Source organism: Paeniglutamicibacter quisquiliarum, assembly GCF_019084045.1.
GTDB lineage: Bacteria > Actinomycetota > Actinomycetes > Actinomycetales > Micrococcaceae > Paeniglutamicibacter > Paeniglutamicibacter quisquiliarum.
Genome location: NZ_JAHRED010000003.1, coordinates 324,184 through 345,114 on the forward strand (window position 1 = coordinate 324,184; position 20,931 = coordinate 345,114).

The 20,931-nt window shown below is 64.4% G+C and carries 18 protein-coding genes; 9 read left to right on the plus strand and 9 right to left on the minus strand.

Annotation, left to right across the window (positions count from 1 at the left end; genetic code table 11):
* Positions 1 to 625 precede the first annotated feature (625 nt).
* The 7 genes from KRR55_RS08155 to KRR55_RS08185 all read left to right on the plus strand — a co-directional run bounded on the left by KRR55_RS08155 (position 626) and on the right by KRR55_RS08185 (position 8,589).
* On the plus strand, positions 626 to 1,753 hold the full coding sequence (locus KRR55_RS08155) for a sensor histidine kinase (protein WP_217388579.1): 1,128 nt from the start codon (positions 626 to 628) through the stop codon (positions 1,751 to 1,753).
* A gap of 37 nt (positions 1,754 to 1,790) precedes the next feature.
* Positions 1,791 to 2,492 carry a response regulator gene (locus KRR55_RS08160; RefSeq protein WP_217388580.1) on the plus strand — a complete coding sequence of 234 codons (702 nt, stop codon included), beginning with the start codon at positions 1,791 to 1,793 and terminating at the stop codon, positions 2,490 to 2,492.
* 156 nt (positions 2,493 to 2,648) lie between these two features.
* Entirely contained in the window at positions 2,649 to 2,921 is a 273-nt protein-coding gene (locus tag KRR55_RS08165; protein ID WP_217388581.1) for an SHOCT domain-containing protein, read from the plus strand.
* 357 nt (positions 2,922 to 3,278) lie between these two features.
* Positions 3,279 to 4,385, plus strand: coding sequence for a fatty acid desaturase family protein (locus tag KRR55_RS08170; protein WP_254455965.1), 1,107 nt, complete (start codon positions 3,279 to 3,281; stop codon positions 4,383 to 4,385).
* 466 nt (positions 4,386 to 4,851) lie between these two features.
* Positions 4,852 to 5,886: an iron ABC transporter substrate-binding protein gene (locus KRR55_RS08175; RefSeq protein WP_217388583.1), complete on the plus strand. Its 1,035-nt coding sequence runs from the start codon at positions 4,852 to 4,854 to the stop codon at positions 5,884 to 5,886.
* A 49-nt stretch (positions 5,887 to 5,935) separates the two neighbouring features.
* Positions 5,936 to 7,483, plus strand: a complete 1,548-nt coding sequence (locus KRR55_RS08180) for an ABC transporter permease (protein WP_254456014.1) — start codon at positions 5,936 to 5,938, stop codon at positions 7,481 to 7,483.
* A gap of 38 nt (positions 7,484 to 7,521) precedes the next feature.
* Positions 7,522 to 8,589: an ABC transporter ATP-binding protein gene (locus KRR55_RS08185; protein ID WP_336245072.1), complete on the plus strand. Its 1,068-nt coding sequence runs from the start codon at positions 7,522 to 7,524 to the stop codon at positions 8,587 to 8,589.
* 119 nt (positions 8,590 to 8,708) lie between these two features.
* Here the strand turns inward: KRR55_RS08185 and KRR55_RS08190 are convergent, their stop codons facing one another.
* Positions 8,709 to 10,109, minus strand: coding sequence for an MFS transporter (locus tag KRR55_RS08190; protein WP_217388586.1), 1,401 nt, complete (start codon positions 10,107 to 10,109; stop codon positions 8,709 to 8,711).
* Between the two features lie 170 nt (positions 10,110 to 10,279).
* Here KRR55_RS08190 and KRR55_RS08195 point away from each other — a divergent pair, with 170 nt between their 5' ends.
* Positions 10,280 to 11,197 carry a LysR family transcriptional regulator gene (locus KRR55_RS08195; RefSeq protein WP_217388587.1) on the plus strand — a complete coding sequence of 306 codons (918 nt, stop codon included), beginning with the start codon at positions 10,280 to 10,282 and terminating at the stop codon, positions 11,195 to 11,197.
* Between the two features lie 11 nt (positions 11,198 to 11,208).
* On the opposite strand, the gene KRR55_RS08200 is transcribed toward KRR55_RS08195, so the two are convergent.
* The 3 genes from KRR55_RS08200 to KRR55_RS08210 all read right to left on the minus strand — a co-directional run bounded on the left by KRR55_RS08200 (position 11,209) and on the right by KRR55_RS08210 (position 14,140).
* Positions 11,209 to 12,456, minus strand: coding sequence for an NAD(P)/FAD-dependent oxidoreductase (locus KRR55_RS08200; RefSeq protein WP_217388588.1), 1,248 nt, complete (start codon positions 12,454 to 12,456; stop codon positions 11,209 to 11,211).
* A 5-nt stretch (positions 12,457 to 12,461) separates the two neighbouring features.
* Entirely contained in the window at positions 12,462 to 12,785 is a 324-nt protein-coding gene (locus KRR55_RS08205) for a 2Fe-2S iron-sulfur cluster-binding protein (RefSeq protein WP_217388589.1), read from the minus strand.
* Between the two features lie 62 nt (positions 12,786 to 12,847).
* Positions 12,848 to 14,140 carry a cytochrome P450 gene (locus KRR55_RS08210; RefSeq protein ID WP_217388590.1) on the minus strand — a complete coding sequence of 431 codons (1,293 nt, stop codon included), beginning with the start codon at positions 14,138 to 14,140 and terminating at the stop codon, positions 12,848 to 12,850.
* Positions 14,141 to 14,278: 138 nt separating this feature from the next.
* Here KRR55_RS08210 and KRR55_RS08215 point away from each other — a divergent pair, with 138 nt between their 5' ends.
* Positions 14,279 to 15,154 carry a LysR family transcriptional regulator gene (locus tag KRR55_RS08215; protein WP_254455966.1) on the plus strand — a complete coding sequence of 292 codons (876 nt, stop codon included), beginning with the start codon at positions 14,279 to 14,281 and terminating at the stop codon, positions 15,152 to 15,154.
* 378 nt (positions 15,155 to 15,532) lie between these two features.
* On the opposite strand, the gene KRR55_RS08220 is transcribed toward KRR55_RS08215, so the two are convergent.
* From KRR55_RS08220 to cpaB, 5 genes are read right to left on the minus strand one after another with little or no spacing between them, the layout of a single operon-like run.
* Positions 15,533 to 16,420 carry a type II secretion system F family protein gene (locus tag KRR55_RS08220; protein ID WP_217388728.1) on the minus strand — a complete coding sequence of 296 codons (888 nt, stop codon included), beginning with the start codon at positions 16,418 to 16,420 and terminating at the stop codon, positions 15,533 to 15,535.
* Positions 16,421 to 16,436: 16 nt separating this feature from the next.
* Positions 16,437 to 17,384, minus strand: a complete 948-nt coding sequence (locus KRR55_RS08225) for a type II secretion system F family protein (RefSeq protein ID WP_217388592.1) — start codon at positions 17,382 to 17,384, stop codon at positions 16,437 to 16,439.
* 2 nt (positions 17,385 to 17,386) lie between these two features.
* Positions 17,387 to 18,973, minus strand: coding sequence for an ATPase, T2SS/T4P/T4SS family (locus tag KRR55_RS08230; protein WP_254455968.1), 1,587 nt, complete (start codon positions 18,971 to 18,973; stop codon positions 17,387 to 17,389).
* Positions 18,970 to 20,166 (minus strand): CpaE/TadZ family protein, encoded by a 1,197-nt coding sequence (locus KRR55_RS08235; RefSeq protein WP_217388593.1) that lies wholly within the window; start codon positions 20,164 to 20,166, stop codon positions 18,970 to 18,972. Before KRR55_RS08235 ends, KRR55_RS08230 begins: the two co-directional genes overlap by 4 nt.
* Entirely contained in the window at positions 20,163 to 20,906 is a 744-nt protein-coding gene (cpaB, locus tag KRR55_RS08240) for a Flp pilus assembly protein CpaB (protein ID WP_217388594.1), read from the minus strand. Before cpaB ends, KRR55_RS08235 begins: the two co-directional genes overlap by 4 nt.
* Positions 20,907 to 20,931 lie beyond the last annotated feature (25 nt).

The following is a 20,931-nucleotide window of genomic DNA, read 5'->3' on the forward strand; positions in this document are numbered from 1 at the left end:
GATCCATGGATCGATCGTGCCGCAACGCGCAAGGGGACACTGCTTGGTGCACCGGACAAATTTCGGGGCAACAGGTAGTAATAATGTCATACCGTTCAAATGAGGGCGGATTTCTGGTGCTCAAAAAACTCATTGTGAACGACGGGTCGCACTCAAATGATCAAGGATCGCTTCGGACGATTCTTGAGTTGCGGTTTTTATCGCGGGTGGCCCAGAGGTTGGTGAATTGATTAAGTCGAGTCCCGGCCAGACGGATTCTGATGTCCGCATCATGGGCACTGGGTCGCGAAACCGCGGGGCGGGCCTCGACATATGCCGCAGGCGTCGGAGCGCATGTCCACAGCATTCCGGGCTTTTCATACCTTTGATTTTCACGAGGTCAGAGTTGGACGTCAATGGCAATAACAGCCCTTGTGGGGGAGATAATAAGAATAGGTGCAACTGGGCACGCCTCGGCGCGCGGCTGTGCGAACATGGGTGGTTTGGGTATTGCCAACCTTGTAAGCGTGCTCGAATCCCTACAGTCTGTCGGGCAGTCGCGGGGGCGACCTACTCCCGCCGGCGTAGCTGTCCCTACGGCCGAGGCCGGATGAGGACGCCGGGCGGCAACGAGTAGTCTCGTCTCATGTTCAACCGACGCCGTCCTCCGCTGGGCATCCTGCCCATGGTCATGGCGGTCGTTCAATTGGTTGGCACCCACATCGCCGCGTGGCGCCAGGGCGCGCCTTTGACGTGGGGCGCGGTGCTCCTGCTGCTGGCCGGCCCCGCCCTGTTGCTCTTGCGCCGCCGCAGGCCCGGACCCATGGCTGCAGGCATTGGGCTGGTGACGGTCGGCTACGTTGCGGCGGGCTTCCCGTGGGGACCTTTCCCCTTATCCTTTGCCGTGGGCCTGGTTCTGGCCGTTCTGGCCGGGGCACGCTGGTGGGCCTGGGGCAGTGCCGCGGCGGCCGGGATCGCGTTCCTGCTGCTGGCCCTGCAACCCGGGGAAAGCACGCGGGTCTTCTTCGTGCTCGTGTGGTTGGTTGTCGTCCTGCTGGCCGGGGAGCTGGGACGCAGCGCCAAGACCCGGCGGGACGAATTCCGCCGCGCCGCCAGTGAGCGGGCCAAGCACCAGCGGGATGAGGAACGCCTCGTGCTGGCCAGGGACATCCACGACGTCGTGGCCCACTCGCTGTCCATGATCAACGTGCAGGCCTCCGTGGCGCTGCACCTGGCCAAGAAGGACGGCGACACCTCCGGAATGCTTGAGGCCCTGGAAAACATCAAGTCAGGATCCAAGGAGGCACTCTCCGAGGTCCGCGGGGTGCTTGCGGTCCTGCGGCAGGACGCGCCGCGGGTTCCCAGCCAGCGGCTCGAGCAACTGGACGAACTCGTCGAGCGGGTCCGCGGCGCCAACCTGTCCATCTCCTTCACCCCGCCGGTGCTGCCGCCCCCGGAGTGGGTCGACGAACGGGTGGAGAACATCCTCTACCGGGTGGTGCAGGAATCGCTGACCAATGTTGTCAGGCACGCGATGGCCAGCCACGTTGCCGTGGCAGTCGAACTCGATGACGGGCACGCTGCGGTCACGGTGACCGACGACGGGATCGGCATGGGCGCCGGGGACGAGGGAAACGGCATCGGCGGTATGCGTGAGCGCCTGGGCTCCCACGGCGGAACGCTCACGATCACCACGGGCATGCCCGGGGGAGCGGGAAGACCCGGAACCCGGATCGAGGCATGGATCCCGGCACCGAAGGGGCAGCATGCCTGAGACGCGGACACCCCACGACACTGAACTAGGGAGCCCCATGATCGGCGTTCTCATTGTGGACGACCAGTCACTGATCAGGGCTGGATTCTCCGCGCTCCTGAGTGCCGAGGACGACATGCGCGTGCTCGGCCAGGCCTCCAACGGCGTGCAGGCGCTTGCCCAGGCCCGCGCGCTGAACCCAGACATCGTGCTGATGGACATCCGCATGCCCCAGGGTGACGGCATCACAGCCGCGGCAGCCATCGCCGCGGACCCGTCACTGGCCCACACTCGGATCATCATGCTCACCACATTCGAACTCGACGACTACATCCTCGATTCCATCCGGGCCGGCGCCTCCGGATTCCTGGTCAAGGACACCGAGCCCGAGGAACTCATTGCGGCGGTGCGCATCGTCGCCGCCGGGGACTCGCTGCTCTCGCCCTCGGTGACCCGCAAGCTGCTGGCGCAGGTTGCAGCCACCAAGCCGGTTCAGGCACCGAGGCGGCCTGCGGCCCTCGAGGCCCTGACGGAACGCGAGCGCGAGGTCCTGTTGCTCATTGGCACGGGCCAGAGCAATGCCGAAGTTGCGGAGCAGCTTTTCATCACCCCGCTCACGGCCAAGACGCACGTCTCGCGCATCATTGGAAAAATGGGTGTGCGAGACAGGACCGGGCTGGTGGTCATCGCCTACGAAAGCGGTCTGATCACGCCCGGAGCGCAGCCCGCCCCGCAGACACCGCGGAAGAGCCGCGACTAATCCAGGCAGCATCCTCGGCTGCACCAATCGGGGTACTGCAGGGGCCCAAGGTGTCTCCACCTGGCCGATGCGGAGAAGGAACGCCAGGGAAGAAAGTGGGTACAAGAGGCGAAGAGCCTCGGAACCCGCAATTCACGCTTTGAGGAGCAACCCATCATGACAACCGCGATTCTTCCCGCTCTGGCATCCGTTCAGGCCCACGCCTGGGGTCCGGGGTATGGCCCCGGCTGGTTTTTCCTGATCCCGATCTTCTGGATTCTGCTGATTGGATTCTTCATCTTCTTTAGCCGCCGCATGTACTGGCGCCATCGCGTCCAGGGCGATCCCATGAGTGCCGAGGGCGTGCTGCGCGAGCGCTATGCACGCGGTGAAATAGATGAGACGGAGTATCGGCAACGCCTCGAGGTACTGCGGGCCAACCGCAAATAGGGTTGGCCCGCAACGGCAACCGGGCCGCACCGGGGGTTCACCTCGGGCCCGCAGTGCGGCTCAGCCCGACCCGGTCAACCGTCATGTGACGTGGGAGACAAATGCACCAAGGGGTATGTATTCAGAATTAGCTGATGACGTCAAGAAGACGCGTAATCACGGGGAGAAAGGGCGATAGTCGCCTTGAAGAGCTGGCTTCATGCCGAGAATTGAATTCAGCAAATTAGTGTCTATGCGCAACGATCAGGTATTTCACATGCATAGCACGTAAGCTCATAAACATAGGAACCGAGATTTTCAGTTCTTACGACTGAAATCGTCGCCCTACTAGCTTATTGGGAGTGACCCTTGAGTAGTATGAGTTCCACTTTGTCCCCCTCGGCCCCGGAGCAACGTGTATCGCGTGGTTCGGCTGGAGCCAACAACTACCGCCACCTGAAGATTCGCGTCCGCGACGCCGGCCTGCTGGGCCGCCGCAAGGGCCACTACCTCGGGCTGGTCAGCGTTCTGGTGCTGCTGCTTGGTGGCGCCGTAACCGGCTTCGTGCTGTTGGGGCACAGTTGGTTCCAGCTGATTGTCGCCGCTGTCATCGGTATCATCCTGACCCAGTTCGCGTTCCTTGCGCACGAGGCCTCGCACCGCCAGATCCTGACATCGGGTCCGGCCAACGACAGGATCGGTCGCTTTCTGGCCAACTTCGTGGTCGGCATCAGCTACCAGTGGTGGATGAACAAGCACAACAAGCACCACGCCATGCCCAACACGGTGGGCAAGGATCCGGATATCGAGTGGGACACCATTTCGTTCCAGACCGAAGACGCCCAGAAGCAGAAGGGGTTCCTGAAATGGATCACCGAGCGCCAGGGCTACTTGTTCTTCCCGTTGCTGACCCTTGAGGGCTTCAACCTGCACATGCGTTCCATGATCTACTTGTTCACCGGCGACCGGGTCAAGGACCGCCGACGCGAGATCATCTCCATCATCGTGCGGCTGACCTTGTACGTGGCGGCCATTTACATCTTCCTGCCGGTTGGCATCGGCTCGGCGTTCCTGGGCGTGCAGCTCGCGGTCTTCGGTGTGTACATGGGTGCATCGTTTGCCCCCAACCACAAGGGCATGCCGCTGATCCCCAAGGAATCGCGCATTGACTTCTTCTCCCGCCAGGTGCTGACCAGCCGCAACGTCATGGCCCGCACGGCATTCGGCAACCGCGTCCTTTCACACGTCTTCGGCGGCTTGAACTACCAGGTCGAGCACCACCTGTTCCCGTCGATGCCCCGCGCCAACCTAGCGGGCGTGGCCGCGATCGTGCGCGAATACTGCCACGAGCTCAAGGTCCCCTACACGGTCACCTCGGTCTCCCAGTCCTATGCCCAGGTCATCACGTACCTGAACAAGGTCGGACTCTCGGCGCGCGACCCGTTTGACTGCCCGATGGTCGGCGAGTTCCGCCCCTACAAGTAGGCAGATCCTTACATCGTCGACCAATCACTCGGCTTGGCGGCTCTAACTAAATAATTCGCATTGCCCCTAGACCCGATGGATCGGCTCCGGGGGCAATGTTTTTTCGTGCGCAAACCCAAGGGGGGAAGGGTTTGTTGCAAATATGACGCGATGAAAATTTTAGGTGAGACACTTCACATGGACGGAGTTGGGAATGGCCGGTCGGCACCCCGCAACCTTCGTTTGCTGCAAAAAATGGTCTGTGATTAGGGTGAATTCGAGTCCGGAAATTCTGAGCGAATTCCGCGCACTGAAAGGCATTTTTGGGCATTCGTGCGTGACGCATGGCGGCCATGGCACGGCTAACGTATTTGCCACCCATTTTGTTTGGTGAATTAGGTAAGTCATACCTAAGATATGTGAGCGGTCCCACTCAAAACCCCCCCGGGACCTCGGAAACTTCACTCCCACTAGAAAGCGCCGACTCATGACGATTCGAAAAAGCGTGATGACTGGCCTCGCCGTCATTGCCACCGCGGCCCTCGGCCTGACCGCATGCTCCGCCAATGCTCCGGCCCCCGGAACCGCGGACTCGGGAGAAATCACGGTCTACAACGCACAGCACGAAAGCCTCGCCCAGGAATGGGTTGACGCCTTCACCGCCGAGACCGGCATCAAGGTCACCATTCGCAACGGCTCTGACACCGAAATGTCCAACCAGATCATCCAGGAAGGCGAAGCCTCCCCCGCGGATGTCTTCCTAACCGAGAACTCTCCTGCAATGGCGCAGGTTGAGAACGCCGGTCTCTTCGCCGACATCGACAAGGGGACCCTTGACCAGGTGCCGGTCGAATTCCGTCCTTCCACCAACAAGTGGACCGGCATTGCTGCACGCTCGACAGTGTTCGTCTACGACCCGAAGAAGATCAGCGCAGACAAGCTGCCCAAGTCCATGCTGGATCTGGCCAAGCCGGAGTGGAAGGGCAACTGGGCAGCTTCGCCGACCGGAGCCGATTTCCAGGCAATCGTTGCCGCACTGCTGGAACTCGAAGGTGAGGTAGCCACGGCCGAGTGGCTCGCAGGCATGAAGGAAAACTTCACCGCCTACAAGGGCAACTCCACGGCCATGAAGGCAGTGAACGCCGGAGAAATCGACGGCGCGCTGATCTACCACTACTACTACTATGGCGACCAGGCGAAGACCGGCGAGAACTCGAAGAATGTCACCTCGCACTATTTCAAGAACCAGGACCCGGGAGCATTCGTCTCGGTCTCCGGTGGTGGTGTCCTCGCATCGTCCAAGCACGCGGCCCAGGCACAGGAATTCCTGAAGTTCGTTACCGGCAAGGCCGGCCAGGAAATCCTGAAGACCGGAACGTCGTTTGAATATGCAGTCGGTTCCGAGGTGGCCTCGAATGAGAAGCTGGTACCCCTGAAGGAGCTGCAGGCTCCGACGGTTGACCCGGCCAAGCTCAACTCGGCCAAGGTCACCGAACTGATGAACAAGGCAGGACTGCTGTAGCCACATGAGCAAGACCCAGTTGGTTCCGGACACCAAGCGGGATCCGAGAATGACGGGCGGGGGCAAAGCGCCCCGCCCGCCATTGGGCGTTTCGGCGCTCGCGCTTTTGGCAACCCTCATCGCCCTGTTCTCCCTGGTCCCGCTGGGCTACGTCATTTACATGACGATTGCCACCGGCTGGGACACCGTCCTGGAACTGGTCATCCGCCCGAGGGTGGGCGAACTGCTGCTCAACACCATTTTGCTGGTCCTTGTCACGGTGCCGCTGTGCCTGGTGCTGGGAGTGGGCGGCGCCTGGTTGGTCGAACGCACGAACCTGCGCGGGCACCGCTGGTGGGCGCTGGCCCTTGCCGCGCCGCTGGCGATCCCGGCGTTCGTCAACAGCTATGCGTGGGCCTCGACGGTTCCCTCACTCGCCGGCCTAGGGGCCGGAACCCTGATTGCCACGCTGTCCTACTTTCCGCTGGTGTACATCCCCGTTGCGGCGACCATGGGGCGGCTGGACCCGGCCATTGAGCAGTCCGCTGCCTCCTTGGGCCTGGGGCCCTGGGCCGTGTTCTTTCGCGTGGTGCTGCCGCAGCTGCGCATTGCCATGGCCGGCGGCGCCCTGCTGGTGGCCCTGCATCTGCTTTCCGAATACGGCGCCTTCGCGATGATCCGTTTCGACACCTTCACCACGGCCATCATGGTCCAGTTCCAGTCGGCTTTCAGCGGCGCCGCGGGAAACATGCTTGCCAGCGTGCTGGTCCTGCTGTGCATGCTGCTCCTGCTGGGCGAGGCCAAGGTGCGCGGAAACGCGCGGTACTCCCGCGTCGGGTTTGGCGCCCAGGGGCTCGCGTTCCGCCTGCGCCTGGGACGTTATGAAATCGCCTCCCAGCTGGCCCTGTTGTCTCTCTTCGTCCTGTCAGTTGGCGTGCCCCTGTACTCCGTGGTTCGCTGGCTCATTGCAGGGGGAGCGGAGATCTGGGATCCGACCGAATTCTTCCCTGCCCTCTTCCAGACCATGGGCTACGGCCTTGGCGGGGCAGTGGCGACCGTCGTGGTCGCCTTCCCCCTGGCCTTCCTGGCGGTGCGCCACGCCAACTGGTTCAGCAAGCTGTTGGAACTGTCCAACTACATCACCAGCTCCATGCCCGGGATCGTGGTTGGCCTGGCGTTTGTCACCGTGGCCATTCGTGTGGTCCCCGGAATCTACCAAAGCGCGTATGTGCTGCTCGCCGCCTATGTGCTCCTGTTCATTCCGCGCGCACTGGTGAACCTGCGGGCCGGGCTCGCCCAGTCGCCGCGGGAACTCGAGGAGGCGGCCCGATCGCTGGGACGTTCCCCCGCCATGGCCTTCTGCCGTGTCACCCTGAGGCTAACCGCACCGGCGGCGGCAGGCGGGGCGGCGCTGGTCTTCCTGGCAATCGTCAACGAATTGACCGCCACCCTGCTGTTGGCACCCAATGGCACCCGCACGCTCGCCACGGCATTTTGGGCCAAGAGCAGCGAAATCGACTACGCGGGTGCAGCACCCTATGCCTTGCTGATGATCCTCATTTCCGTACCCATGACCTACCTGCTGTTCCAACAGTCAAAGAAAGCGGCCGGACAGTGACCACCTCTGCACCCCCGACACTCGCGTCCCACGGACTCGTGCCTGCCGTCAAGTTCCTGCGCACCATCGACCTGGTCAAGAGCTTCGGTTCCAAGGAAGTCCTCAAGGGAGTCGACCTCTCCGTCGTTGAAGGCGGGACCACGGCCATTGTCGGCCCCTCGGGATCGGGCAAGACCACCCTGCTGCGCTTGATCGCGGGCTTCGAGAACCCCGACAGCGGGACGATCGAGTTGAACAGCCGCATGGTTGCCGGGGACGCCTGGATCCCGGCGCACAAGCGGGAAATCGGATACGTGGCCCAGGACGGGGCACTCTTCCCGCATCTGAGCGTTGCCCAGAATATTGCATTCGGGCTGGACCGTGCCTGGAATCCGGCCGGACGCCGGGCCAACGCCCGGCGCGTGGCCGAATTGCTGGACATGGTTTCGCTGGAGGCCTCCATGGGGGATCGCCGACCGCACGAGATCTCCGGCGGCCAGCAGCAGCGCGTGGCCCTTGCCCGCGCCCTGGCCCGCAAGCCGAAACTGATGTTGCTGGACGAGCCGTTCTCGGCCCTGGACGCGGGGCTGCGCGTTGCCACGCGCAAGGCCGTGGCAGACGTGCTGCATGCCGCGGAAATCACCACGATCCTGGTGACCCACGACCAGAGCGAGGCGCTGTCCTTTGCCGACCAGGTCGCGGTCATGCGCGGCGGGACGCTGGCCCAGACCGGAACGCCGTTCTCCGTCTACACCCGCCCTGTGGACCCGGACACCGCGGAGTTCCTGGGCGACGCAGTCATGCTTGAAGCCCAGCTCCAGGGTTCCCTGGCGATGTGTTCCCTCGGTGGCATCCCGGTGCGCCATGCAACCCTCCAGGGCCGGGTGCGCCTGATGCTGCGCCCCGAGCAAATCCGCATCACGTCCGACGGACCCATCAGGGGAGTCGTCGTCGACACCGTGTTCTTCGGTTCGGAGACCACGGTGCGGATCAGGCTCTCGCCGGTGCCCGGGCTGGCCGGCGGCGGAGAGATCATCACCATCCGCCACTGGAACGCCTCGATGGCACGCCCCGGCATGGAACTGAACCTGCGCGTCATTGGCGAGGGAGTCGCGTTCCCGGTCTAAGCGCATGCGACTCAACGACTAAATGGCCGGTGTCCGCCTCCCCTGAGAGGGGACGGACACCGGCCATTCGTGTTTTGCGGCGGAACCCGCAGTGAAGCTGGATCCCTGCCTTGGGTCCGCTACTTGACGGGCACGGCCGGGGACTCGAGCGCCGGACGGCGCTTGTCGAAGATCGTGGCCCCGATTTCCTGCTCGGCCTGGTTGTTGATCGAAAGGTCGATGCCCTTGCGGTCGCGCAACATGGACACGGCGGTGAGCGACACCAGGGTCATGACCAGTAGGTAGGCCGAGACCGCGGTGGTGGTACCGGTGGCCTGGACCAGCCAGGTGGCGATCATCGGTGCGAACGCGCCGCCGATGATGGCGCCCAGGGCGTAGGAAATGGACACGCCGGAGAAGCGGACGGAGGCCGGGAACAGCTCCGAGTACAGGGCGGCCTGCGGGCCGTAGGCCAATCCCAGGCCGATCGCGAACAGTGCGAACGCCAGGTACAGCATGGGCAGCGAGGCGGTGTTGATGAGCCAGAACAGCGGGAACACGCAGAGGGCCTGGGACGTGAAGCCGATCTGGTAGGTGCGCTTGCGGCCGATCGTGTCCGCCAGGTAGCCCGAGAGCAGCGTGAAGATGAACCACATTGCCGCGGCAAAGGAGACGGCAACCAGCACGTCGGTCCGCTCGAAGCCGATCGGCCCCTCGGGGTTGGTGGTGTAGGCCTGCAGGAAGCCACCGGTGGTCATGTAGCCGGCGGCGTTGTTGCCCGCGAACACCAGAGCGGCCAGGATGACCAGCAGCCAGTGCTTGCGGAACAGCTCGATGACCGGGACCTTGGTCTGCTGCTTCTTGGCGGCGATCTCCTCGAAGATCGGGGATTCGTCCACAGCGCGGCGCACCACGTAGCCGACGACGATCAGCACGATGCTCAGCAGGAACGGCACGCGCCAGCCCCAGGCCAGGAACTGCTCGCCGGGGGAAATGACGCCCGTCATCAGCGCCATGACGCCCGAGGCCAGAAGCATGCCCAGGGGAACACCGAGCTGCGGGAAGGCACCGGCGCGGCCGCGGCGGTCCTTGGGTGCGTGCTCGACGGCCATGAGCACCGCGCCGCCCCATTCGCCGCCGGCGGAGATGCCCTGCAGGATGCGCAGCAGCAAGAGCATGATCGGGGCCATGACCCCGGCCGTGGCGTAGGTCGGCAGCACACCGATGAGGGTCGTTGCGGCGCCCATGAGGATCAGGGTGATCACCAGCATGGCGCGGCGGCCGATCTTGTCCCCGTAGTGGCCGGCCAGGAAGGCGCCCAGCGGACGGAAGAGGAAGGAGATGCCCACCGAGGCGAAGGAAAGCAGCAGGCCGATCTGCGCGCCTGCCGGCTTGAAGAACAACTCTGCGAAGATCAGGCCTGCGGCGGTGGCATAGACGAAGAAGTCATACCACTCGATGGTGGTTCCGATGATCGTGGCAAACGCGACCCGGCGCTGGTTGGCGCGCTGGGCCGGTGTCTGGTTCTGGGCAATGCTCATGGTGCTCCTCTTTGAGCGGGCTGCTCGTAATGGATCGACGTGGTCGGCTGTGCGCCGGTGTTGCCCGTGGCAAAACCGTTCAGGTAACCCAGGTCACCATCAAGTGTTACAGCACACAATGATTGAGTAAACTTCAAATAGTTGTACAACATTATTGATTGGACTGAAGAATGGCCCGCTTCTCCCTGCGCCAGCTTGAAATGCTGGCCGAACTCCCACGTCATTCGACCCTGGGATCGGCGGCGGCCGAACTCAGCATCTCCGAGTCGGCGCTTTCCCAGGCGATCACCGCGGTCGAAAGGATCGCCGGGGAACAACTCTGCGTGCGGCGCAAGTCCCACGGGGTGCGCATGACCCCGGCCGGCAAGTACTTCGCGGCCAAGGCCGCGCGCATCGTGGCCGACAGCGAGGAATTGGCCGATTCCTTTCCGTGCTCCGACGGCTCATTGCGCGGTCCGGTTTCCATCGGGTGTTTTGCCTCCATTGCCAGCTACGTGGTTCCCTCGACGCTCGAGGGCTTTCGTTCCCTGCATCCGGGCATCGACGTGACGGTGCGGGTCGGCACCCACGATGACCTGCTCCCGGCGCTGGAGAATGGCGAACTGGATCTGGCCCTGGTCTACGACCTGCTGCTGCCGACCGAATTCGCCAAGCGGGTCATCTATGAAACGCGGCTCGAGGTGGTGTTGCACCCGGAGCACCGGCTGGCCGCCCAGGAATCGATCACGCTGGAAGAGTTGGAGGACGAGCCGCTGATCAACTACGAGGCCAGCCCGAGCACGGAAAACACGCGCAGGCTCTTCTCCGAGGCAGGGCTCCATCCCAACGTCGCCTATTCGCTGCCCCAGGTGGTGCTGGTCAATGCCATGGTGGGCCGCGGCCTGGGTTACGCATTGCTCTATGCCCGGCCCAACAATCCGCCGCACACGCTGGACGGATTGCCGGTGGCGATCCGGCAGCTGGAGCCGCCCAACAGCCCCAGCGCGGTGGTGGCGATCTGGCCGCGCACCTCCACGCCCGGGCCCCGCGCCGAGGCACTGCTGGAACACTGCATCGCCGCGATGGACGGAGCGTGGGGCCGGAACTGAGAGGCGGCGGTTCATGCCGGTATCGGGACGCCGGCCTTGGCCAGGGCCTTGAGGCTGAACGCCGGATCGGCGAGTGTCGAGGGATCCACGGCGATTCCGCGTCCCACGAGCTTGCGCGCGGCGATGTGGTCGGCCGGGGAGTTCACCGACTCGACCGCCGCCAGCACTCCGTTGCGCAGCAGCGCGATGGAGAACTTGCCGCCGGCAGGATCCCCGAGCACGACTGCCTGGTCCGTGGGTTCATAGATCCCGGCGATCTGCAGCCTGAGGGATCCCTGGGTGCTCCAAAACCATGGAGTTTCCGCGTAGTCGGTAGCGTGCCCCATGATGCTCCGGGCAGCATGTCGTCCGTGGTCGGTGGCGTTCTGCACCGATTCGAGCCGGGTGCGCGATCCGGTGTGCGCGTTCGGGAAGGATGCGCAGTCGCCGACGGCCAGCACGCCGTCCACTCCGGTGCGCAGCGCCGAGTCCACCAGGATCCCGTTGTCGGTGGCCAGTCCCGCTGCCTCGGCCAGTTCCGTGCGCGGGAGAACGCCCACCCCGTAAAGGACAAGGTCCGCCGGATACCGATCACCGGTGGTGGATTCGACCTGCAAGCCGGCCCCGTCCGGGTGGATGGCGGCCACGCCCTCGTGCAGGCGCAGGTCGATGCCGTCGGCTCGGTGCCGGGCGGCGAACCAGTCGGATGCGGTCGCCGAGAGCGCGCGACCCATGGGGCGCGCGGCGAATTCCAACACGGTGACCTCCAGCCCGCGTGCCCTGGCTGCAGCGGCGAATTCCAGGCCGATGAACCCCGCGCCGATCACCACAATCCGCCGGGCGGCGGACAGCGCCCGCTGCAGGTTCTCCGCATCCTCGAGCGTGCGCAGGGCGTGGACGCCGGGGAGCGTGGCGCCCGGGCAGGGCAGCGGCCGGTTGGCGGCGCCGGTGGCAAAGACCAGATGAGTGTAGGCCAGGGTGGTTCCGTCTGCCAGCGTGACGCTTCGTGCAGCGGTGTTCACCGCGACGGCCGCAGCCTCCAACAGGGTGATCTCCTTGGCGGCGAAGAAGTCCGGGCCGCGCAGGGGCAGGACGGTGCCCGGTGAATCGGCGGCCAGATAGTCCTTGGACAGCGGCGGGCGCTGGTAGGGGAACGGTGCCTCGTCATTGAGGATGGTGACGGCGCCGGTGTAGCCCCCGGCGCGCAGGGAGTCGGCGACCTGGATCCCGGCCTGCCCGGCCCCGATGATGACGGTGTGTTCAGTCTCCTTCGTTGCCATGGCAGCTACACCTGGTCCGAGGGGACGTCGACCACGATGTTTGCCAGGGAACCGGACATCGTGATCTGGCAGCCCAGGCGCGAGGCCTCGGTGCGCTCGGCGGTGGTGCAGTCCAGCATCTCGTCCTCGTCGTCGCTGATCTCGGGCAGCTGGTCGGCGAATTCGGGACGGACGTAGACGTGGCAGGTGGCGCACATGGCTTGTCCGCCGCATTCACCGACGATTCCCTCGACACCGTTGGTGACGGCGGCTCGCATCAGCGAAGTCCCCTCGTCGACGGTGATCTCAGCGGCCGCGCCGGTGGACTGGGCAAAGGTAATGGTGGGCATGGAAGACCTGCTCCTGAAAGTAAGAGTTGGAGTTTGCTGTCGAGAAAAAGAGTGGGGGTGACTTAGCCCCAGGTGACGGGCATCTTGGTCAGGCCGCGGAAGACCCAGCCGGCATCGATGCTCGGACTGGAGGGGTCCAGGCGCAGGTCAGGAATCCGGTCGAAGAGTGCGGGCATCGCGATCTGGGCGACTTGGGCGCGGGCGATCCAGGTGCCGGCGCAGAAGTGGACGCCGCCGCCGAATCCCAGGTGCGGTTTCTTGGGGCGGAAGATGTTGAAGGTCTCCGGGTCCTCGAAAACCTTTGGGTCGCGGTTGGCGGCACCGAGCACCACGCCGAGACGAGAGCCCTTGGGCAGGTGCACGCCTTCGAGCACCACGTCCTGGGTGGTCTCGCGCGGGTACATCCCGATGGGCGCCACCCAGCGGACGGATTCCTCGAAGGCAACCGCGTGTAGCTTGGGGTCGTTCTTCACGGCCTCCAGCTGTTCGGGGTTGTTCAGCAAGGCCCAGACGGTGGTGGCCAAGACGTCGCGCGGTTCGTTCAGTCCGCCGCCGATGGTCATTTTCAGGTTGGCGCGAATGGCCTCGAGCGGGATGGGCATGGATGCGAGTCCGGAGAGCAGGGAGTGGTCCGGGTTCTCGGCCAGATAGGGGAGCATCTCGTCGATTGCGGCGTCGACCTCGGCCGAGGACGTGGCACTCTTGACCCACACCTCCGGGTCGTCGGCATAGTTTCCGGTCCCGTCGATCATGTTTTGGCTCCAGCGCTGCAGGTCTTCCTGCGATGCGTTGTGGAAGCCGCAAATCAGTCGCAGGTTTTCGGCCGCGTAGGGGGCCGCGTAGTCCCACACGAAGTCGGCACCCGCTCCCTTGTCGACCAGCTCGCCAAGGTACTTATCGTGGTTGGCGGTGAAGATTTCGTTCCAGTGCTTCTTGATGGTGCCCGGGCGTAGCGTGGCTCCGTAGGAGTCGCGATCGACTTGGTGTTCCGGGTTGTCCTTGCGCAGCATCGAGTGTCCCATGGCGCGCTTCATCAGCGAGTTGTTCTCGTCTGCGGAGAAGCGGGCCTCGTCCTGTTCGATTTCGTGGCAGGCGGCGTAGGAAGTCACCATGTAGCGGTTGACTGCCGGGACCCAGTGCACCGGGGACTCGGAGCGCATGCGCTGGTAGATCGGGAAGGGGTCTGCGTAGAGATCAGGGATGGTCACCCACTCGGCCACGGGTGCGGAAACGCCGACCTCGACCACGATTGGTGCAGCCGGAGCTGACCCCTCTTCTGTGATCGAAGCGGATTCAGCGGTGCCGGCGGCGCCGGAGAAGGGGCAGACGGCGGTCGGGACATTCGATGTGCTCATGGCGGTGGAACTCCTGCGAGAAGGTCTGGCTAATTGCTCTCCAGTGTGACCTGCCGCATAACCTCGGGTAAAGTACGAGTTCTAGTGTAATAACCACGGTTTTAGCGAGGTTTTGTGGCGCGATATACGTTGAGGCAATTGGAGTGCTTCGTTGCGGTGGGGGAGCACGGATCGATTGCCGGCGCTGCCGCAGCCTTGATGCTCTCTCCCTCGGCCATCACCGGGGCGCTGAATGAACTGGAACGCGCCTTCAATTCGCAGTTGACGATTCGGCGCAAGGCCCACGGGGTCAGCCTGACCCCGTCGGGGCAATACGTATTGTCACAAGCACGCGGGTTGCTGCACGCAGCTACGGACCTGGAAGTAATGGCCGCCGATGCGGGGAATGCCCTGCGGGGACGGGTCGTCATCGGATGCTACTCGTCGCTTGCACCCACGCTGCTGACTGAGCTCATGGCCGAGTACGGAAGCCGCCACCCGAATGTTGAGCTGGACTTCTTTGCGGGAACCCAACAGGAAATCCACGAGAAGCTGCTTTCGGGAGAACTTGACCTTGCCATTGCCTACGAGCTCACAGTTCCGCCGGGTCTGGCTCGCAAACGGCTGCGCGATGCGGTGCCCGCCGTCGTGCTGCCGGCCGACCATCGGCTGGCGACGCAGGAAAAGGTCGCGCTCGCCGAGCTAGTCGATGAACCGATGATCCTGCTGGACGTAAACCCGAGTCGGGAAAACACTGAAATGATGTTCTCTTCCGAGGGGTTGGTCCCGTGGATCCGCTTCCGCACCACAGACTTCGAGGTGACCCGGTCGATGGTCGCCCGCGGGATGGGCTACGCCATCTTGGTCCAGCGGCCGGTTGCCGACGTGTCATATGAGGGACGCCCGGTGGCCGTGCGGCCGATCCACCCTGCCATGCGCCATGTTCCGATCTCCATGGTGTGGAGCAAGGGGGTCCGGCTTTCCAGGAGCGCCAAGGCCATGCTGGAACTTGCTGTTGAATTGCACCGTAGATAGCTGAGAGCGGAGCGCAGGGCCAGCGTAGCCCTCAGCTTCCGCATCGGAACCCTGCCGGGCGCAGGGTCAATGCCTGGCGCTCGGGGCCGAACTGCTTGAGATGGTCTCCCTGGACGCGTCCGTGGGGGAGCGCCGCCCGCACGAGATTTCCAGCGGGCAGCAGCGCGTAGCCCTTGCCCGTCCCCTAGCCCGCAATCCCAAGCTGATGCGCCTGGACAAGCCGTTTTCAGCCTTGGAAACTGGGTTGCGGGTGGCCACGCGCAGCCCCTTGGTCGTTCTCCTGCATGCGGCGGAGATCACCATGATCCTTGGTCACCCACGACCGGGCAGGGAATTGTCCGTCGCAGTCCAGATGGCTGCAATTCGGGATGGCCGGGGTCAGCCGAAGATTCCGCTCTTCATGATGTTGATGGCCGCGGGCCCCAGGATCACGATGAATATCGTCGGGAAAATGAACAGCAAAAGCGGAAACAGGATCTTGACCGGCAACTTCATCGCCGTTTCCTCGGCCCGCTGCCGGCGCTTGATGCGCATTTGGCCCGCCTGCGTCCGCAACACCCTTGCGATGCCGATCCCATACTTGTCTGCCTGGACTACGGCTCGTACGAACGACTTGAGGTCCGCAACGGAGGAGCGGTCGGCCATCGCGGCGTAGGCTTCCCTGCGTGAACGTCCCACCTGCATCTCCTGGAGTGTGCGTCCCATTTCCTCCGCCAGGGGACCCTGTCCTCCCGCGGCCACGCGTGCCATGGCGGATTCCAGACCCAGCCCCGCCTCAACAGAGATCAGCAGTTGATCCAGTGTGTTGGGCAGCTCCAACTGGATCGCCTGCTGGCGCTTGATGCCGTTGTTGTAGACCAGAAGGTCCGGCAGGAAATAGCCGAATGCCGTCAGGGCCACGCCGAAAACGAATACGCCCGTTCCCGAGTTGGATGAAAACAAGAAGAAACCTAACAGGGCGCCGCTCAGCGCCAACAACGGCTTCATCATCAACACGCGGTCCAGCGGCCACGATGCGGTCCGGCCGCTCATGGCCAGCATGCGATCCAGTTTCGCCGCGTAGCTGCCGGGTGTCAGACGCCGGGCCAGTGCCGCGAATTCGTTGTCGCCGCTGCTTTTCATCTCTCCGCCGGGTGCCACTGCGGACCTCGAAAGGTTTTGCCGCACCAGTACCAGTTGATTGCGGTCCACTGAGACCAGTCCCCACACGATGAACGCGAGCGGCAGCACCACCAGCGCTATGGATATCCATCCGATGGCTGTAATTCCCATGGTCTTCCCCCTAGAACTTGATCTTGACCATGCGGCTCATCCAGAAGGAGCCGATCGCCATCATGATGCCACCCACCACGAGCAAGCCGATGCCCAGTGGATTGCTGAAAAGTGTCCCGATGTAGACCGGGTTCATAACGAATAGCAGGCCGCTGATCCCGAACGGCAGCCCCACCAGGATGTACGCCGAGATCTTGCCCTCAGCGGACAGTGCCCGGACCTGCCCCTTGATCTGAGAACGCTCACGGATCGTCTCGCCGACCTGATCCAACACCACAGCCAGGTCCCCGCCGACCTCACGGTTGATCTGGATCGCCTCGGCCACCCAGAAGAAGTCCTCAGACTTCATGCGTGCCGCCGTCTCCAACATCGTCTGTTCGGCGTCGCGCCCCATTCGGGACTCATTGGAGATTCGGCCCAATTCCTCTGCCATCGGTGAGTCGAACTCCTGTGCTGCGCCGTCGAGCGCGCGCATCACCGAGTGGCCAGCGCGCAGGCTGCCGGCGATGGTCATGATCATGTCCGGCAGTTGGTCTTCGAACTTGGCACGACGTCGGTCTGCTCGTACTTGCAGGAACGCCCATGCACCAGCCGGTGTGAATACCACGATGAGCACGGCAAGACCGGCTCCGCCGAGGAATAGGCCAAACACGCCGGCGGCCAGCGCCGCGGACCCTACAAGGACCATGAACTCCGCCGGATCCTGTTTGACGCCTGCGGCCTGCAGCGCGTCTCGGCCAAAGGGGCCGCCCGCGCTTGTAGTCGCGTTACGCCCCACAGCCCTGACCGTTGCACCGCTGAAGCGGCTGAGTAGGGACGGCGACCGAGGTGTCGCCTTGCCCATCCGGCGTCGTTCGATGGGCACTTCGGCGCTGGCGGGCCGCAGCACCACCAGCACCAGCAACAACATGGCGGCGAGCCCAGTGAGCAAGCCTGCTGCGAGCAGTATCCCCTCCATGGTTACCACCGGCCCTTGCCGGTGCCTGTTTGCGCGACGGCTCCCGCTCCGGCGCCGCCCGGCGTGCCAAAGATTCCAGGCGGAAGCTTGACCCCGACCTCGTGGAAGTGGTCCAGGAAGCGGGGCCGAACGCCGGTTGGCACGGGTTTGCCGAGGAAGCGTCCTTGGGAGTCCATGCCGGCCGAGTAGTCGAAGACGAACGCGTCCTGGAGCGTGACCATGTCGCCCTCCATGCCCTGTACCTCGGTCAGGTGCGTCACGCGGCGAGTGCCGTCTCGGAGCCTGGTGAGGTGCACGATCAGGTTCACTGCAGAGGCCACCTGCTCGCGGATGGCGCGTAGAGGCAGATCCATGCCGGCCATCAGGACCAGCGTCTCGAGGCGGGCGATGGCGTCACGCGGGGTGTTGGCGTGGACCGTGGAGATAGAGCCGTCGTGGCCGGTGTTCATGGCCTGCAACATGTCCAGCGATTCGCCGCCGCGGACCTCGCCCACCACGATGCGGTCCGGGCGCATACGGAGGGAGTTCTTGACCAGATCGCGGATGGTGACGGCGCCCTTGCCCTCGATGTTCGCCGGACGGCTCTCCAGCCGGACGACGTGCTCCTGCTGGAGTTGCAATTCCACGGCATCCTCGATGGTGACGATACGCTCGTCCATCGGAATGAAACCAGACAGCACGTTGAGCAGCGTGGTCTTGCCGGTACCAGTGCCGCCGGAGACGATGATGTTCAGCCGCGCCTTGACGCAGGCCTCCAGCAGGTGGGCCATATCCGGAGTCAAGGTACCGAACTCGATCAAGTTCCGTACCGTCAGCGGATCCCTGGAGAACTTGCGGATCGTGATCGACGGTCCATTGACCGCCAGGGGCGGGATGATCGCGTTGACTCGGCTTCCGTCCTCGAGCCGGGCGTCCACCAGCGGCGAGGACTCGTCGATGCGCCGTCCAACCTTGGACACAATGCGCTCGATGATGCGGCGCAATTGCTCCTCGGAACTGAAAGTGGCGTCGGTCGCCTCGAGCTTGCCGTTGCGTTCCACGTAGATTTGATCGCGGCGGTTCACCATGATTTCGCTGATCTCGGGGTCGTCCAGCATGCGCTGCAGCGGTCCTAAACCGAGGACCTCGTCGCCGATATCACGGATCAACCGCCGTCGTTCTTCGGGGGAGAGAGGCACCTGCTCGGCGTCGATCACCTGGCTGAGCTCGTCGCGGGCCAGCTTGCGCAGTTGCTCTTCGGTGAGCGACGGATCGGTGATGCGCGAGCCGAGGCGCTCGAACAGTGCCTCGGCGGCGCGCGCCTTGAGACCGGCCAAGGCGTCCACGGTCCCGCGGCGCGCGGACGACGGCGGAGCCGCCGGCGCGTCGAGAAATGCAGCGAGGCCGGAATCGGGCGACGGCACGACGCCGGGGTCCTCGCCGACGATCGGCGAGGCATCCGGGCGGGCGTCGGCTGGGCCCGGCTCCGCGGGGACGGAACCCGAGGTCGGCGGCAGTGCCACGGCGTCGTCAGGGATTCCCGCGGCAGGTTTCGTGGCGAGCTCCGGCTCGCCACGGCGGGCTACTGTGAGGCGGCTGGCGAGGTTCATCGGACTACTTCCCTGCGGTGGATCTTGCGGTTGTTGGCTGATTGGTCGGCGTCGAAGCGGCGCGTAAGCTTCGTGAGGCCGCGTGCCGCGGCATCGTGCGAGCGGTCGGTCAGCAACGGCGTCCCCTTATTGGTGCTGAGCGGGACGGCGCGGGACCGGGGGACCACGGCGTCGACCGGGACCCCGATGGAGGCCTCGACGTCCTGGACCGTGAGGCCGCTGCGACGGTCCGCGAAGTTCAGCACCACGTGGCGCCCCTGTGGGATGAGCTGGAGCTCGCGCAGGACGCCGAACCCCGTGTTCAGCCCGCGGATGCTGGGCACGTCCATGCCGCACACCCACACGGCGTCGGTGGCCTGTTCGAGCGCCGCGAGCAGGTGCTCGCCGAGGCCGGGGGCCGTGTCGAGGACGACGTACTGGAACTCGGCAGCGAGCTGGTTGATCAACACGGCGACTTGTTCCGGGGTAATGAGGTCCGCGTCGGCCGGGCTCTTGGGCCCACAGAGCGCGTAGACGCCCGTGTCATCGACCGTCAGGAACGCCTTGAGGACCATCGAGTCCTGGGCCGCCGCGCCGAAGACGGCGTCGGTGATGGTGTGCTCAGGATCCAGGTTCAGGGCGCCGGCGACGTCGCCGAATTGCAGGTCCAGGTCCACGATCACCACCCCCATCGGGGCGGTCTTCGCCAGCCCAACGGCAAGGTTGGTCGCCACCGTGGTCTTGCCCACGCCGCCCTTCGGCGACATAACCGCGACGACGCGACCTCGGCTTCGTTCAGTGGAACCGCCGTCGCCGGCCAGGCGCCGCCGACCGTCCGTGGAGAGGCAGGCGCGCTCCAGGAGCACGCGCAGGGTGGCGGGGTCGGCATCGGGTTCCGTGATGTCCCGCACGCCGGCGCGCATGGCAAGCACGACCAGCTGCGGATCCGCGCCGGCGGTGAGCACCACGGAGATGTCGGGGTTCAACAGGTCCAGAGCGGTGGCCAGTCGGAGGGCGGCCTCACGGTCCGTGTCCGGTCCCAGGATGACGACGTCGGTCGTCTCGCCGATGCTTCGGGCGAGCAGATCGTACGGGGAGAGGCTCGCCGCCGCGGCAGCGACGCGCTGGACAGCACCCGGTATGGCATCCTTGACGGCTGCCAGAATGCGGCGTTCGAACTCGACGGAGTCTGTCAGGAGCAGGAAACGGCTCATTTCAGCACCTGGTTGATTTCCCAGACGCGGGTGTCGCCCTTGGCGGTGTCCTCGTTCTGCTTTGTCAGCCATACCAGGCCGAATTCGCGGGTGTGGATGATTTTGGCCCCTTGGGCGGAGTCGACGCCGAAGGTGACATATGCGGAACCGGCGGGCAGTGCCGCAGCCCCTTCGGCGGTGCCTTCCGTCTGGCCCGCCGCGATCTGGATGGCGGTGACCAGGACCTTCTCGTCGAGGAGCTTGGTGATCTCGACTTCTTCAGCTTCCTTGTCGTTCTTGTCCTTGACGGTGAAGCTGCCGAACACCCCCACGGTGTCCCCGGCGCGGAGGTTGCCGCCGGCCACGCGCTCGGGCTCCAGCAGGACGGTGACTTCCTGTTTGCCCTCGGGGACATCGACGGTCCCTGGGGTGAGAAGCGAGTCCGCTGTGACGAGCTTGGCCGCGAGGAGCTGTTCGCCAGTGGTGACCGCCTGCGCCAAAACCTTACCGTCCTGGTCCGCAAGAGTGTTCAGCGCATCCTTCGGAACCGCGACTGCCGGCAGACTCTGCTCCTTGAATGCTGTGGTCAGTTCCGCGACCGGGGTGCCGGCAGGCACGTCGCGCGTGGCGATGAGCACCTTCACTGGATCGAGCGAGGATTGTGCGCGGGCGTCCGCGCCTTGCACGTAGGCGAGGAGTAGAACCGTACCGACTATCGCCAGTACAAGTGCTGCTATGCCCCCAAGCAGCCGAGTTTTCATTGTTGCCCCCCAAGGCTATGTTGCT

What these genes read in the sequence shown, in the direction of transcription:
- KRR55_RS08210 (WP_217388590.1), bottom strand. Translation starts at nt 14,140, where the DNA reads ATGAGCACATCGAATGTCCCGACCGCCGTCTGCCCCTTCTCCGGCGCC.
- KRR55_RS08200 (WP_217388588.1), bottom strand. Translation starts at nt 12,456, where the DNA reads ATGGCAACGAAGGAGACTGAACACACCGTCATCATCGGGGCCGGGCAG.
- KRR55_RS08165 (WP_217388581.1), top strand. Translation starts at nt 2,649, where the DNA reads ATGACAACCGCGATTCTTCCCGCTCTGGCATCCGTTCAGGCCCACGCC.
- KRR55_RS08170 (WP_254455965.1), top strand. Translation starts at nt 3,279, where the DNA reads ATGAGTTCCACTTTGTCCCCCTCGGCCCCGGAGCAACGTGTATCGCGT.
- KRR55_RS08155 (WP_217388579.1), top strand. Translation starts at nt 626, where the DNA reads ATGTTCAACCGACGCCGTCCTCCGCTGGGCATCCTGCCCATGGTCATG.
- KRR55_RS08225 (WP_217388592.1), bottom strand. Translation starts at nt 17,384, where the DNA reads ATGGAGGGGATACTGCTCGCAGCAGGCTTGCTCACTGGGCTCGCCGCC.
- KRR55_RS08235 (WP_217388593.1), bottom strand. Translation starts at nt 20,166, where the DNA reads ATGAGCCGTTTCCTGCTCCTGACAGACTCCGTCGAGTTCGAACGCCGC.
- KRR55_RS08190 (WP_217388586.1), bottom strand. Translation starts at nt 10,109, where the DNA reads ATGAGCATTGCCCAGAACCAGACACCGGCCCAGCGCGCCAACCAGCGC.
- KRR55_RS08230 (WP_254455968.1), bottom strand. Translation starts at nt 18,973, where the DNA reads ATGAACCTCGCCAGCCGCCTCACAGTAGCCCGCCGTGGCGAGCCGGAG.
- cpaB (WP_217388594.1), bottom strand. Translation starts at nt 20,906, where the DNA reads ATGAAAACTCGGCTGCTTGGGGGCATAGCAGCACTTGTACTGGCGATA.
- KRR55_RS08205 (WP_217388589.1), bottom strand. Translation starts at nt 12,785, where the DNA reads ATGCCCACCATTACCTTTGCCCAGTCCACCGGCGCGGCCGCTGAGATC.
- KRR55_RS08160 (WP_217388580.1), top strand. Translation starts at nt 1,791, where the DNA reads ATGATCGGCGTTCTCATTGTGGACGACCAGTCACTGATCAGGGCTGGA.
- KRR55_RS08195 (WP_217388587.1), top strand. Translation starts at nt 10,280, where the DNA reads ATGGCCCGCTTCTCCCTGCGCCAGCTTGAAATGCTGGCCGAACTCCCA.
- KRR55_RS08175 (WP_217388583.1), top strand. Translation starts at nt 4,852, where the DNA reads ATGACGATTCGAAAAAGCGTGATGACTGGCCTCGCCGTCATTGCCACC.
- KRR55_RS08180 (WP_254456014.1), top strand. Translation starts at nt 5,936, where the DNA reads ATGACGGGCGGGGGCAAAGCGCCCCGCCCGCCATTGGGCGTTTCGGCG.